Here is a 13,360-nt window from a genome sequence, read left to right as displayed (position 1 = left end):
CAGCAAAGCCGCGGGCTGAGAAGGGGTGTGAGGTGCCCGATGCAGCATCCATGAGACCAACCGACGCAACCGGGGCCGCTCCGGCGCAAGCAGCGGACACCCGACCGCTACGACCGACGCCGTTCATCCCGGCCTGGCACGCAGCCGGGTTGGAACGCACCCACAGCGGCCACGGCACCTCCGGCCAGCGCATGCAGATTCCCGACTGGCTCCGGGACCGCAGCGGCGCCGTAGTACCTGGCGCGCTGGGCCTGGTCACCGACTCGGTCCTCGGCGGCTCGGTCATGTCGCTGGTGGAGAAGGGGATGTCAATGGTGACCTCCCACCTTCACTTCGAGGTCCTGGCACCCATCCCGATCGACACCACCGTGATGCTGGCCGAGGGCCGGTGCCGGTCGCTAGCTGCCCACTTCGGGATCGCAGAGGGCAGCGTTCGCACCGAGAGCGGGCAGGAGGTGGCCCGTGCGACGATTGGCTCCGTGCTGGTACCCGGCCTCTCCGGCGACCTGATCGACGGAGCCGGCCGGGGCCGCCTCGGCGCCCCCGACGAGGAATCGAGCCGCCGGCGGCCCGACCGGGCCGCGGGCGACGACAGAGCAGTCGTGCCAGGTGGCATCCATCATCTCGTCGCCGGCGAACCGGTGCACGACCGCCTCGGCACCGAAGTGGTCGCCGCACGTCGTGCTGGCGTCACCATCCGGGTGAGGGCCGCGCCCGACCTGGCCAACAGCCGGGCCACGGTGCACGGTGGCGTCGGGGCACTCGTCGGCGAGCGGGTGCTGGACTTAGCGCTTCGCGTCGCGCTGGAGGCCAGGGAGGGCGGAGCGGTCGGCATGTCCCTGGTCGAACTGCGGGCCGCGTTCGTGCGCAACATCCCGGCCGACGGGTCCCGCATCGAAGCCCGCGGCACCATCATGCATCTGGGCCGCCGGTTGGCCGCCGGCCGGGGCGAGGTGCGGACAGCCGATGGCCGGCCAGCAGTGCTCATCGACGCGACCTACCTGGCCTCGGAGTTGCTCGCCCCGGCAAAAACCAGACACCCTGGGTAAGCCGAACGACCGGGCGGTGACCACCACTTGGAGCGAGCTGATCGGAAGGCGGCGCAACGGAGCGAGCCTGCGGTCCAGCCTGGCTAGGGGACCGGTCGTGACGGGCGCGGGTGGCGCGCCATCGTGCTGCTCTGCGCGAGAGGTGGGAGCCCTTGGTCGGCGCTCAGGGGCTGGCCCGGAACGAGGGCTGCGCCGTCAGCTCACACCGGCTGCTCCTCAGGACACGAAGAGGGTCGGCGCGCCGACACCGGACGTGGTCCGCTCGAAGTCGAGGAGCGCCCGTTTCCGCTCCACTCCCCCGCCGTACCCGGTGAGGCTGCCGTCGGCGCCGATGACACGATGGCAGGGGACGATGATGCTGATCGGGTTGCGACCGTTGGCCAGGCCGACGGCCCGGGCCGCTCCGGGGCGCCCGATGCGGGCGGCGAGCTCCCCATAGGACTCGGTGGCTCCGTAGGGGATGGCGCGCAGCGCGGTCCAGACCTGGCGGTGAAAGGCGCTCCCTGCCGGCCGTAGCACCAGATCGAACTCCTGGCGCTCACCGGCGAAGTACTCCTGCAGTTGCTCGATCGCCGCCTCGAGGCCGCGCTCCGCCGGCGCCCCGAGGGTGCTCTCGGCGGGGCGGTGCCGCTGAAGGTCCATGTAGAGGCCGCAGATCTCCCCGTCTTCGGCCACCAGAGTCAGGCGCCCGATCGGGCTGTCGATGTCAGTGTGGTTGCGAGCTCTCATGGGTGGTCTCCATTGTCGATGACCTGGTCGGGATCACGCGGGTATCCGGTTGACGGCGTGGTCGCTCGTGCTCCAGAGGTGCTGCACGGCGTAGGCCCGCCACGGGCGCCAGGCGGCCGCCGCATGGGCGGCCAATTCGGCCCTTCGGGGCAGTCCGAGCCGGGCACCCGCGGCTCGCACACCGAGATCGGTGGCGACGAAGGCGTCGGGGTCGCCCAGAGCTCGCATGGCGATGGTCTCGACGGCCCAAGGCCCGACACCGGGGATGGCTCCCAGAGACGCTCGGGCCCGAGCCCAGTCCGCCCCCGGGCGGAGGTCGACGCTCCCCGACGCCAATGCGTCGACGAGCGCGGCGAGAGTCGCTCGACGGGCCCGGGGAAGGGCCAAGCGGTCCCGGTCGATCTGACGGAGGTCCTCGGACGCAGGCCACAGGTGGGTGAGGCCGCCGACCGGGGTGTCGAGGCGGGGGGCGTGGGCCACGACCAGCCGCGCTGCGTGGGTCCGGGCCGCGGCAGTGGACACCTGCTGTCCGAGGACGGAGCGCACGGCCATCTCGTCGCCGTCGACACTTCGCGGCACCCGCCGTCCGGGCACCTCCCGCACCGCCGGCCCCAGCACGGCGTCAGCCCCAAGGACGCCGTCGATGGCGACGGGATCAGCGTCGAGATCGAGGAGACGCCGGCACCGGGCGATCGCCGTCGAGAGGTCCCTCAGGTCGGCCAGCCGCAGCCGGCACTCGACGTGGTCGGCGCCGGGTGGCCCCGCGGGGTCCCGGCTCCCCTCATCGAGGCCCGGGGCCAGGGCAACCACCCCTGCGCCTCCCGGAAGGCGCAGGGTCCGCCAGTACGCGCCGTCTCGCCACTCCTCGACACCGGGGACCGCGGTGGCCGCCAGGTGTCCGAAAAGGTTGCCGGCGTAGAAAGGGCGGCGCACGGCCAAGCGCAATGACAGCCAACCCGCACCGCCCCCGCCAGCGGAGCCCGGACGGCTCCTGGCCCGCCGTCGTAGCTCGGTCGGGGCGGAGGCGAACACCATCTGCACCGTCTCGTTGAACGATCGGATGCTGGCGAATCCAGCGCCGAAGGCCACATCGCCCATCGCCAGATCGGTCGTCTCGATGAGCACCCGGGCCGTCTGCGCCCGCTGCGCCCGGGCCAGTGCCAGAGGCCCCGCACCGAGCTCCGCCGTCATCAACCGCTCGACTTGACGGACGCTGTAGCCCAGCCGTGCAGCCAGTCCCCGCACCCCTTCCCGATCCACGACGCCGTCAGCGACGAGTCGCATACCTCGCGCGACGGTATCGGCTCTTGGGTCCCACTCGGGCGACCCGGGGCTGGCATCGGGCCGGCACCTCTTGCAGGCCCGGTACCCGGCCTGCTGAGCGGCAGCCGCGCTCGGATAGAACCGCATGTGGGCCACCTTTGGGGGCACGACCGGGCAGCTGGGCCGGCAGTAGATCCGGGTCGTGGTCACCGCCGTGAAGAACCACCCGTCGAAGCGGACATCCTTGGACTGCACCGCCCGCACGCAGGCCTCGATGTCCTCGTGCACGCCTGCCAGTCTGGTGCACGCCGGACCCCGAAGCTAGCAGGAATACGACATGACGTTTCCGTGCAATCGTACAGCGGATGCATAACCCGCGACTCCGCATTGCCGTCACTAGGATCGCCGGATGGCTGTGAACCCGGACCGCTTCAGCGTGCGGGTGCCCAAGACCGCCGAACTGGTGGCGGGTCACATCCGGAGCCGAATCGTCCGCAAGGACCTGCGGGAGGGAGATGCCCTCCCGCCCGAGAACGCCCTCATGGAGGACTTCTCGGTGTCGCGCCCGACCCTGCGGGAGGCCTTCCGGATCCTCGAATCGGAAGGTTTGATCACCGTGCGGCGGGGGGCGCGGGGAGGTGCCCGGGTGCAGGAGCCCTCGATCGATGTGGCCGCCCGCTACGCCGGGCTGGTGCTCCAGCACCGGGCCGCCACCCTTTCCGACGTGGTCGATGCCCGAGTCGTGGTCGAAGCGCCCGCAGCCGCAGTGTTGGCCTCCCGGCGCGACCGGGCCGCTTCCGCCAGCGCCCTGCGGTCCGTCCTCGATTCGGACGAAACCAACCGGCCGGCCCACTTCCACGAGTTCAACGCTTTGGTGGTCGAGCTCACGGGCAACCAGACCCTCATCCTGCTAACCGCCATGATCGAGCACATCAGCCGCCTGGCCACCATCAACTACATGCGGCGGACCGGCCCCACCGGCGACGACGCTCGCATGGCCCGCCGGGCCCGCCGGGGCCGGGCGAAGCTCATCGATCTCATTGCGGCCGGCGATGCGGTCGGTGCGGAGGCCCACTGGAGGGCCTACCTGACCGAAGCCGGCAAGACTCTGGTGCAGGCGACCGGTGACAGCGTGCTCGGCCTGCTCAGCTGAGCCGGGGCACCGTGGGCGACTCAGCCGTGGAGGACCGAGGTCGCTCCGAGGTCGAGATACTCCTCTAGGCGGGTCACCCGGCCTGCCAGCGACACCGTCGCCACCATGCAGGTGTGGGCCTCGAGCGCCCCTCCGGCGGCCTTTCCGGTCATGACCGCCTGCCAGACAAAACCGCTGGGTGTCGGCAGGACCGCCACGTCCCGCCAGTCGAGGTCGGTCACCTTCCGGTGCAACCACGCCAGCGTCTTGTTGGCCTGCTCCATCGAGACCTCGACGGCGTTGTAGTTGTGCCACACGACTGCGTCTGGCTCGCAGCAGGCCCGTAGCGCGTCGATGTCTCCGGCTCGGGTGGCGGCCGCGTAGGTCGCAGCCAGTGCCATCACCTGGTCGGTCCCGGTCGAAGCAACCACCGGCGGTCTCCCCTCGTCATCACATATGGTTAAACAGGTGCACTGATATCCGGTGCGTGAGGACGAGGGTACCCGGCGCGACGACGTCGCGCCGGGGTGAACGGAGGCATGGGTGAACAGACCGTGTGAAGGCAAGGTGGCCCTGGTGTCGGGAGCCAGCCGGGGTCTCGGCGAGGCGATCGCCCGGCGCCTTTCCTCCGCCGGGGCCAAGGTGGCCATCTCGGCTCGCACCCTCGACCCCGATCCCCGCTACGACGGATCACTGCGGGAGACCGCCGCAGCCATCGAGGCTGCGGGCGGTGAGTGCCTCCCCGTCGCCTGCGACCTGTCCCGAAGCGAGGACCGCCACGCGCTGATCAGCCAGGTCACTGAGGAGTGGGGACGTATCGACATCTTGGTCAACAACGCCGCCGTCAGCTTCATGCTCCCCTACACCGAGTTCCCCGAGAAGCGCTGGAGGCTGATGGTGGAGGTCCAGCTGTGGGCACCCTACGAACTCGGGCAGATGGTCGTGCCGGGAATGCGGGCTCGGGGGGAGGGCTGGATCCTCAATATCACGAGCCGGTCGGCCGTCCACCCGGTGGGGCCGCCGTTCGACAAGTTCCACAAGGACGCCGGCTTCAGCGCGTACGGCATGGTCAAAGCCGGCCTGGACCGCATGACCACCGCCCTGGCTGCCGAGCTCTACGACGACAACATCGCCGTCAACGCCCTGGCTCCGTGGGACAACGTGTCAACGCCGGGAGCGGCCCACCACGAACTCGTAGACGGCTTCGCGCTGGAGGGTCCGGAGTGGATGGCCGAAGCCGCGCTGGTGCTCTGCAGCAACCCGCCCTCGCAACTGACGGGACGGGTGGCCTACAGCCAGCCGCTGCTTGCCGAGTTCCAGATCCGGCCGGCCGCCTCCGCCTGATGGACTTCGCCTATCCCCCTGAGGCGGAGAGCTTCCGCGATGAGGTCCGGACCTGGATGAGCGGCCACCTCACCGACGGGTACCGGGCCCTCGGCGCCTCGTCGGAGTTCGGGACCGGCGACTGGCCGGTGCGCCTGGCATGGGAGCGGGAGATGGGCCAGGGAGGCTGGATCGGCCTGTCGTGGCCCAAGGAGTTCGGCGGTCGGGCTGCGACGGTCATGGAGGAGCTGGTCTTCGCCGAGGAGTACGCCCGCTGCGGGGGCCCAACCCGAGCCGGGACCTTCGGCGAGGGGCTGCTCGGCCCGACTCTCATCCACTTCGGGACCGACGCTCAGAAGGACCGGTTTCTCCCGCCGATCCTGAAGGGCGAGCAGATCTGGTGCCAGGGTTTTAGCGAACCCGGAGCCGGGTCGGACCTGGCCGGCCTGACGACACGGGCGCACCTCGACGGGGACGAGTGGATCATCGACGGGCAGAAGGTGTGGACCAGCCAGGCTCACCTCTCCGAGTGGATTTTCGTTCTGGCCCGTACCGATCCCGACAAGCCGAAGCACAAGGGGATCTCGTTTTTCCTGGTTCCGCTCGACCAGGCGGGCGTAGACGTGCGGCCCCTTCGCGACATGGCCGGCGGCCAGCACTTCTGCGAGGTGTTCTTCGACGGCGCCCGCACGAGCGAGGACCTGATCGTCGGCAGTCCCGGCGACGGGTGGGCCATTGCTATGGCCACGCTCGGTTTCGAGCGGGGGACCGCCTTCATCGGTCAGCTGGTCCGTTTCGGCAACGAGATGGACCGCCTCATCGGACTGGCCCGAGACCGCGGCCTCCTGGCGTCCCCCGTCATCCGCCAGCGCGTGGCGGACCTCAAGATCGGCTTCGAGCTCATGCGCTACGGGCTGTACCGCACCGTGACCTCGGTGCTGCGCCACGGGCGGCCCGGGCCGGAGGCCTCGATCGGCAAGCTGCAGTGGTCTCAGTGGCACCAGCAGCTCGGTGAGCTGGCCATCGAGATGCTCGGTCCCGCCGGGCTGATCCCGGATACCACCGGCCCCGTCCACGACGTCCAGCACGGCTTTGTCTTCTCGCGGGCCGGCACCATCTACGCGGGCTCCTCCCAGGTGCAGCGCAACATCATCGCCGAGCGGGTGCTGGGCCTGCCCAAGGAGCCCAGCGCGTGAGAGGTCTGCAGTAGGGCCGGGTCGGGTTCCGGCGTCGAGGACGGGACCGGTGGCTACGGTGGACGTGTGTCCTACCCGTCCAGCACCGGCCCGGTATGGAGCACCCCCTCTCCGAGGCTGCACAGCGTGCGCCGGGCTCAACTGGCTGCCGGAGCGGTCCCGGCGCTGCTGCTGGCGGTGGCCGTTGGTGCAGCCGCGGGCGCCGTGACAGTGGGCGCCATGGCTGCTGCAGGGGTGCTGATCGGGGCCGGGTGCCTCGACGTCCTTCTCGGCCGGCGGGTCCGAGCCTGGGGGTTCACCGAGCGCCACCAGGACCTCATGGTCAGGCGTGGAGTGATGGTCAGGCGGCTGTCGGTCATCCCTTACGGGCGCATGCAGTACGTCGACGTGACCGCGGGGCCCTTCGAGCGCGCCTTCGGCCTGGCGTCGGTACGGATGCACACAGCGGCGGCGGCCAGCGACGCTCGCATCCCCGGACTGCCCCAGAGTGAGGCGACCCGGCTGCGCGACCATCTGTCGGCCCTCGGCGAGAGCCAGGCGACCGGGCTGTGAGCCTGCCGGCGTGGCCACCGCCCGCGCTTCGAGAGCCGGCTTCCGGCCACGCCGACCTCTCGGGCGGGTGGGAGCGGCTCCACCCGCTGTCGGCGGTGGTCCGGGCCGGGAGGGGTGCCCTCGCCCTGCTGTTGGTGATCCTGGTGTCCTCCCTCAACCGAAACGGCAACGGCACCGAGGACCTCATCCGACTGGGATTGGTGATCGTGGTACTGATCGTCGGCTTCGTGTCCTGGGTTGTCACCCGGTGGCGCATCGCCGGCGGTGTCCTGCAGATCGACACCGGCCTCGTGCGCCGTCAGTCGCTCCGCTACCCGCTGACCCAGATCCAGGCCGTCGACATCCTCCGTCCTGGCCTGGCCAGGGTCCTCGGCATGGCCGAGCTGCGCCTCCGGATGGCCGGCGGCAGCGGCTCGTCGGGGCGACTGGCGTACCTCTCCGGCCCCGCGGCCGAACAGCTCCGGGCCCGGCTCCTGGCCATGGCCCACGGCCTAGATGAGCGCGAGCCGGCGCCCCCCGAGCGGCCGCTGTACCAGGTCGATCCCCGGCGCCTGGTCGCGTCGCTGCTCATCTCGGGTCCGGCGGTGATCATCGAGCTGGCCGTCGTCGCCGTGCTGGTCATCGCCGTAATCAAGCCCGGCTTGGCCGGAGCGCTGCTAGCGAGCAGCGCGACGGCGCTCATCGGAGCCCTGAGCGCCGTCTGGCAGCGGTTCAACGGCGAGTACCGTCTAATGGTCGCCGAGGCCCCTGACGGCCTCCGGGTCCGTGCCGGGCTGGTCGAGACCTCGTCGGAGACCATTCCGAGGGGCCGGGTGCAGGCCCTGCGCCTGGTGCAGCCCGTCACCTGGCGTCCATTCGGGTGGTGCCGGATCGAGGTCGATCTGGCGGGCCGGGCGACCAGCGGGCGCCAGAACCGGGCGGCCAAGCGGGCCGGGCGAGCCCTCGTCCCGGTCGGCACGCGCGCTGAAGCGGAGGCGCTGATCGGGCAGATCATGCCAGGCGGCCCAACCGAGCGTTCCAAGCCACCCGGCCGGGCCCGCTGGAAGGCGCCCCTCCGCTTCGCCCACCTGTCCTACGGGCTGAGCGACCGGTACATTGTTACGACTAGCGGGAGGCTTAGGCTGGTCACCGACTGGGTGCCACTAGCCAAGGTGCAAAGCATCCGCCGCAGCGAGGGGCCGCTGCAGCGCCGCCTCGGCCTGGCCAGCGTCCACCTCGACACCGCCGGCCGGATGATATTCGCCGTGGCTCGCGATAGGGAGCGCCCGGAGGCCGATGGCCTACTGCGGACGCTCCCCGACGCGTGCCGAGCCGCCCGGGCAGCCGAGACCGGCATAGGAAGCGGGCACCGCACGCCCCGCTGACCGGTACCGGTGGGGAGCGATCCTCGCTACGCGATGTCGGCCATCGTCGTGCGGGGCGTCGCGTCGGCGAGCAGCTTGCGGACCGCGGCGCCCACCTCGGACGGATCGGCGGGGACGTCGGTCACCGTCGGACCCCTCCTCCAACCCTCGGCGATCGACAGGTTGAGCCCCGAGGACTCTATGACCTGGCCGGTGACGTCCTTCGACTGGGTTGATGCCAGCCAGGTGACGACCGGCGCCACCCAGCGGGGGTCGAACTTCTCGAGCATGTCCTCGGGCAGGCCTAGGTCCTCGGTGAGGCGGGTGAGTGCCCCCGGGGCGATGGCGTTGGCGGTGACCCCGTAGCGGGCCAGCTCCAATGCGGCGACCTGGGTGAAAGCAGCGATCCCGGCCTTCGCCGCCGCGTAGTTGGTCTGACCCGGGTTGGCGTAGAGACCAGCTACGGAGGTGGTGTTGATGATCCGGGCGTCGTTGGTCTCGCCCGCCTTGGCCCGCTCGCGCCAGTAGACCGATGCGTGGTGCGAAGTGCTGAACGTGCCTTTCAGGTGCACCGTGATCACGGCATCCCACTCACCCTCGGTCATCGAGAACAGCATGCGGTCCCTGAGAATCCCGGCGTTATTGACGAGGACGTCAAGTCCGCCGTACGTGTCGATGGCCTGCCGCACCACCGCCTGGCCGCCGGCGAAGGACGAGATGTCGTCGGTATTGGCGACCGCGCTACCCCCGGCGGAGACGATCTCGTCGGCTACCTGTTGCGCCGGGCCGGCGTCCCCGCCGGTCCCGTCACGAGCCCCGCCGAGGTCGTTGACCACAACCTTGGCTCCCTCGGCAGCCAGCATCAGGGCGTACTCCCGCCCGATCCCCCGGCCGGCTCCGGTAACGACGCAGATACGACCCTCACACATGTTGGTTGCCATACAGCTAAATCTATGACCCGTTTCCCGGCCGCCGCCAGAACGGACTACTGGAGGACGTCCACGCTGGCCCGCAGATGCCGACGCATCCTCCGCTCGGCAGCGTCGGCGTCGCCGGCCGCGACGGCGTCGACGATCCTGGCGTGGGCCCGATGAGCTGCGCCGGACATGGCCGTCATCGCCGGCGCACTGCGCTGGCTCGCTTTGACCCGCACCGGCACCAAGTCCGAGAGGACCTCGACGTATAGGCGGGCCAGGCGGTTGCCGGCAGCGTCGGCCAGCTCCGAGTGGAAGTCCAAGAAGCTAGTCGCCGGGTCGTCACCCGCCGCCCGGGCACCCTCGGCCTCGATGGCGGCCCGGAGGCGGGCAGCGGACGATTCGGTGACCCGTTGCGCGGCAGTGCGGACCATGGCCACCTCGACGACCTCCCTCACCTCAGAAAGGCTCTGCGAGGTGACCCCCTCGTACTGGAGGTAGAGGCGGCTGGCCCGCCGGAACGCCTCCAGGTCGGGAGCGCTGACGACCAAGCCTCCGCTCGGTCCCCGCTTGGCCCGCGCCGCGCCATGGTGCTCGAGGATGCGCACGGCCTCGCGTAGGACTGCCCGGCTGACCCGGTAACGCTCGATCAGCTCCGCCTCCGACCCGATCACCCGCCCGAGCGGCCACCCGGCCCGCTCGATGTCGTCCCGGATCGCACCGGCGATCTGCTCGGCCAGCTTCCCCCTCGCCGCACTCACGGGCGGGCGTCGGCCCTGCTCTCGGAGGTCGAAAATTCGATCGGCGAGCATCTCGTGGACCTCGCCCGCGGCGGCGACGGCTACGGCCGGCTCGTGGGCTGCGACGGCGGCCGCCAGGCGGCGGTAGATCGTAGCAATGCGGTCGAGCTCGACGGTCGACAGCACCGGGCGCAGCTCGGCCCACCCTCCTCGGAGACGGGTGACCCCGAGATCGCCCAAGGCGTCGATGAAGAGGCCCAGCGCCGTGTTACCGCTGAGGACACCGATGTGGGAGTCCACGGCATTCGGCTCGTGCAGTCGGATACGCCCGTGGGCCCCGAGACCGCGGGCGCGGGCCACCAGATCCTCGGCATCGGGCGCCCCGATCCGCTCGGCGGCCAGGGCGACCGCCGCGGCGAGCAGCGGGCGACGCAGCTCCATCGTCTCGGCCATGGTGATGCCCTCGTAGGAGTACCAAACGCCGATCGCCGCTACCAGGGCGTCCCGGCTGGGCTCGGCGACCAACAAGCCCCCGCCAGGGCCCCTCCGCATGGTCGCGACGCCGCTGTGCTCAAGGATACGAACCGCCTCGCGCAGCGCGGCCCGGCTGATGCCGAAGCGGGCGAGCAGGTCGCCCTCGGAGCCGAGCAGGGAACCGACCGGCCATCCCGCGCCGACAACCTGGTCCTCGATGCGGCGGGCCACCACACTCGCCAAGGACGGGGCTTTGAGGCGTGCCAGCTCGCCCAGTCGGCTAGGCGTCACGGGTACGCGCACCGGCTCCGACGTGGACGCTGCACCCGCGTAGGGATCATCCCGGCTGGTGGCGGGCCTCGAGCTGAGGCTTGATCACCCGGCGGAGCACCTTGCCCGTGTCGGTGTAGGGCAGCTCCGGGCGGATGTCGATCACCGCGGGCGCCCGGGAGGAACGCAGCCGTCCGGCCACCCAGTCGCGCACCTCGCCCTCGTCGAGGGTGACCCCCTCGTGGGGCACCACCGCTGCGGCGACGACCTCCCCCCACTCCCGGTCGCGGACCCCGCACACCACCGCCTCCCGGATCCCCGGGTGTTCGAGCAGGACATCCTCGATCTCGCCGGGAGACAGGTTCTCACCTCCCCGGACGATCACGTCGTCGACCCTACCTTCGAGGAACAGGTAGCCCTCCGAGTCGAGGTGGCCGGCGTCTTTGGTGGCGAACCACCCCTCCTCGTTGAGGACGCTGGCGTGGCCGTACTCGCCGGCCACCTGGTCGCCGCGGACCCACACCTCTCCGCTGACCCCGGCGGGTACCTCCTCGCCGAGCGGGTCGCGGATCGACACCTCCACCGCCGGCACCGGACGGCCGACCGAACCCAACCGGGCCTCGACCTCCGGGTCGGGGGACCCGAACGCGGCGCGGTGATCGGCGGCGGTGAGCACCGCGACCGTCGAGGAGGTCTCGGTGAGGCCGTAGGCGTTGACGAAGTCGACGTCGGGCAGCAGGCGCATCGCGGCCTCGACCACCGGGCGCGGCATCCGGCCGCCGCCGTAGGACAGGTGGCGAAGGTTGGGCAGACCCTCGCCGTCGGCGGCCAGCACGTCGAGGATCCGCGCCAGCATGGTCGGCACCACCATCGCATGGGTGACTTTCTCGGCGCGCACCAGCTCCACCCAGCCCTCCGGGGTGAAGCGGGGCAACTGCACCAAACGACGCCCGCCGTAGGTGGCGGTGAGGATGGCCACCATCCCGGCGATGTGGTACGGCGGCACCGACACCAGCGTGGCCTCGTCCTCCTCGGCGCTCATGAACTCGACCGAGCCGAGCACGTAGGAGACGAGGTGGCGATGGCGGAGGATGGCGACCTTCGGGGTGCCGGAGGTCCCCGACGTGTGCAGCAGGATCGCCGCCGACTCCCCGAAGGGATCCCATTCGCGGCACTCCACGCTCAGCCCGTCGAGGAGACGGAGAAAAGCGTCCGTGCCCATCTGGTCAACCCCGGTCAGGCCCGCGGTGCGCTCGCCGCCGCCAGGCGGGTGCAGCAGCACCGCCGGAGCTTGTGCCTCGACTAGTGCCCGGAGCCGGTCGTCTGCGAGGCGGTAGGAGACCGGGACGAACGGGATCCCGGCCCACCCGCAGGCATAGAGACCGATCGGCAGCGCCGGGCTGGCCTCGTCGGCGTACACCAGACGCCCCGCGCCGTCCTCGCGCAGCCATTCCGCGGCGTGGCCGGCGTGCTGGTAGAGCTGCTTGTAGGTGAGCCCGTCGCAGAGACCTCCGACCGCGACCCGGTCCGGGGCCGCCTCCGCCGCCATCTGCAAGATCATCATCAGGTTCACGAAAGCCCCCGGCGCTCGTCTAGAACAGTCGAACGAATGTAACGAAGCCGGGGAGCGGTTAGCCATCCCGCTATCCTCGGCGCCCTGCACGACGACCGTCACCGACCGCTCGACAACGCCGCGTGGGCGGCGCTCACCGGCCCCCACGCCCACCTGGCGCAGCGGGCGGGCGAAGCGGCGCGCTACCCCGCCGACGTGGCTCCCTTCGCCGGGCTGCCCGACGAGGCCGGCCCCGGGGCGTGGTCGGACCTGGCGGAGCTGGTCGGGGCCGGGCGCGAAGCGGTGCTCTTTCGCGGTCGGGTCGATCCGCCCGAGGGGTGGGAGGTCGTCGGGCGCGGCGCAGGCGTCCAGCTGGTCGCCACCGGGCTCGAGGTGGCTCACGATCCGGCGGCGGTCCGCCTCGGCGTCGAGCACGCCGAGGAGATGCTGGAGCTGGTGTCTCGGACCCGTCCCGGCCCCTTTCTCCGCCGTACTCCGGTGCTCGGCTCCTATCTCGGTATCCGCGACGGCGACGGGGCGCTGGTGGCGATGGCCGGCGAGCGGCTCCGACTCGACGGGTGGACCGAGATCTCCGCAGTGTGCACCGATGAAGGCCACCGCGGCCGGGGCCTCGGGACTCGGCTGGTGCGGGCTGTCGCCGCGGGCATCGTGGAGCGCGGCGGGACCCCGTTCCTGCACGCGGCCGCCGACAACCGGCCGGCGATCCGTCTGTACGCGTCGATGGGTTTCACGTTCCGGCGGGAGGTGGTGTTCGCGCGGCTTCGCGCTCCGGGAGGGGTACGGTCCGAGCATGGCAGCTGAC

Annotated in this window: 13 protein-coding genes; 7 read left to right on the top strand and 6 right to left on the bottom strand. The window is 71.1% G+C overall.

Annotation, left to right across the window (positions count from 1 at the left end):
• The first annotated feature begins 50 nt into the window (after positions 1–50).
• Positions 51–1,049, top strand: a complete 999-nt coding sequence (locus K6U06_RS13070) for a PaaI family thioesterase (RefSeq protein ID WP_262322383.1) — start codon at positions 51–53, stop codon at positions 1,047–1,049.
• A gap of 216 nt (positions 1,050–1,265) precedes the next feature.
• Here K6U06_RS13070 and K6U06_RS13065 read toward each other — a convergent pair whose 3' ends face one another.
• Together K6U06_RS13065 and K6U06_RS13060 are read right to left on the bottom strand one after the other, a co-directional pair.
• On the bottom strand, positions 1,266–1,778 hold the full coding sequence (locus K6U06_RS13065; protein ID WP_262322382.1) for a methylated-DNA--[protein]-cysteine S-methyltransferase: 513 nt from the start codon (positions 1,776–1,778) through the stop codon (positions 1,266–1,268).
• Positions 1,779–1,811: 33 nt separating this feature from the next.
• Entirely contained in the window at positions 1,812–3,329 is a 1,518-nt protein-coding gene (locus K6U06_RS13060; RefSeq protein ID WP_262322381.1) for a DNA-3-methyladenine glycosylase 2 family protein, read from the bottom strand.
• A gap of 121 nt (positions 3,330–3,450) precedes the next feature.
• On the opposite strand from K6U06_RS13060, the gene K6U06_RS13055 reads away from it, so the two are divergent.
• A complete protein-coding gene (locus tag K6U06_RS13055; RefSeq protein ID WP_262322380.1) occupies positions 3,451–4,194 on the top strand; it encodes a FadR/GntR family transcriptional regulator in 744 nt (247 codons plus the stop codon).
• 20 nt (positions 4,195–4,214) lie between these two features.
• Here K6U06_RS13055 and K6U06_RS13050 read toward each other — a convergent pair whose 3' ends face one another.
• Entirely contained in the window at positions 4,215–4,604 is a 390-nt protein-coding gene (locus K6U06_RS13050; RefSeq protein ID WP_262322379.1) for a nuclear transport factor 2 family protein, read from the bottom strand.
• Positions 4,605–4,716: 112 nt separating this feature from the next.
• On the opposite strand from K6U06_RS13050, the gene K6U06_RS13045 reads away from it, so the two are divergent.
• The 4 genes from K6U06_RS13045 to K6U06_RS13030 all read left to right on the top strand — a co-directional run bounded on the left by K6U06_RS13045 (position 4,717) and on the right by K6U06_RS13030 (position 8,608).
• Positions 4,717–5,517, top strand: coding sequence for an SDR family NAD(P)-dependent oxidoreductase (locus tag K6U06_RS13045; protein ID WP_262322378.1), 801 nt, complete (start codon positions 4,717–4,719; stop codon positions 5,515–5,517).
• Complete coding sequence (locus tag K6U06_RS13040; RefSeq protein WP_262322377.1) at positions 5,517–6,692, top strand: acyl-CoA dehydrogenase family protein; 1,176 nt, start codon at positions 5,517–5,519, stop codon at positions 6,690–6,692. The genes K6U06_RS13045 and K6U06_RS13040 overlap by 1 nt, the downstream gene beginning before the upstream one ends.
• Before the next feature lie 66 nt (positions 6,693–6,758).
• Positions 6,759–7,244, top strand: a complete 486-nt coding sequence (locus K6U06_RS13035) for a PH domain-containing protein (RefSeq protein WP_262322376.1) — start codon at positions 6,759–6,761, stop codon at positions 7,242–7,244.
• Complete coding sequence (locus tag K6U06_RS13030) at positions 7,241–8,608, top strand: PH domain-containing protein (RefSeq protein ID WP_262322375.1); 1,368 nt, start codon at positions 7,241–7,243, stop codon at positions 8,606–8,608. The genes K6U06_RS13035 and K6U06_RS13030 overlap by 4 nt, the downstream gene beginning before the upstream one ends.
• A 26-nt stretch (positions 8,609–8,634) precedes the next feature.
• On the opposite strand, the gene K6U06_RS13025 is transcribed toward K6U06_RS13030, so the two are convergent.
• The 3 genes from K6U06_RS13025 to K6U06_RS13015 form a co-directional block, all read right to left on the bottom strand.
• Positions 8,635–9,528, bottom strand: coding sequence for an SDR family oxidoreductase (locus K6U06_RS13025; protein WP_262322374.1), 894 nt, complete (start codon positions 9,526–9,528; stop codon positions 8,635–8,637).
• 44 nt (positions 9,529–9,572) lie between these two features.
• The gene (locus K6U06_RS13020; RefSeq protein WP_262322373.1) at positions 9,573–10,946 is read right to left on the bottom strand and encodes a FadR/GntR family transcriptional regulator; all 1,374 of its coding nucleotides are present in this window, start codon (positions 10,944–10,946) and stop codon (positions 9,573–9,575) included.
• A 106-nt stretch (positions 10,947–11,052) separates the two neighbouring features.
• Positions 11,053–12,558 carry a class I adenylate-forming enzyme family protein gene (locus K6U06_RS13015; RefSeq protein ID WP_410051041.1) on the bottom strand — a complete coding sequence of 502 codons (1,506 nt, stop codon included), beginning with the start codon at positions 12,556–12,558 and terminating at the stop codon, positions 11,053–11,055.
• Positions 12,559–12,630: 72 nt separating this feature from the next.
• On the opposite strand from K6U06_RS13015, the gene K6U06_RS13010 reads away from it, so the two are divergent.
• Positions 12,631–13,359: a GNAT family N-acetyltransferase gene (locus tag K6U06_RS13010; RefSeq protein WP_410051045.1), complete on the top strand. Its 729-nt coding sequence runs from the start codon at positions 12,631–12,633 to the stop codon at positions 13,357–13,359.
• Position 13,360 lies beyond the last annotated feature (1 nt).

The organism is Acidiferrimicrobium sp. IK, assembly GCF_025499425.1.
In the GTDB taxonomy this organism is placed as follows: domain Bacteria; phylum Actinomycetota; class Acidimicrobiia; order Acidimicrobiales; family Palsa-688; genus Acidiferrimicrobium.
The sequence above is the reverse complement of the archived record's forward strand: the minus strand, read 5'-3'. Positions and strand labels throughout refer to the sequence as shown.

Excerpts from the sequence above, each read along its gene's own strand:
- K6U06_RS13070 (WP_262322383.1), top strand. The coding sequence starts at position 51 with ATGAGACCAACCGACGCAACCGGGGCCGCTCCGGCGCAAGCAGCGGAC.
- K6U06_RS13065 (WP_262322382.1), bottom strand. The coding sequence starts at position 1,778 with ATGAGAGCTCGCAACCACACTGACATCGACAGCCCGATCGGGCGCCTG.
- K6U06_RS13055 (WP_262322380.1), top strand. The coding sequence starts at position 3,451 with ATGGCTGTGAACCCGGACCGCTTCAGCGTGCGGGTGCCCAAGACCGCC.
- K6U06_RS13040 (WP_262322377.1), top strand. The coding sequence starts at position 5,517 with ATGGACTTCGCCTATCCCCCTGAGGCGGAGAGCTTCCGCGATGAGGTC.
- K6U06_RS13025 (WP_262322374.1), bottom strand. The coding sequence starts at position 9,528 with ATGGCAACCAACATGTGTGAGGGTCGTATCTGCGTCGTTACCGGAGCC.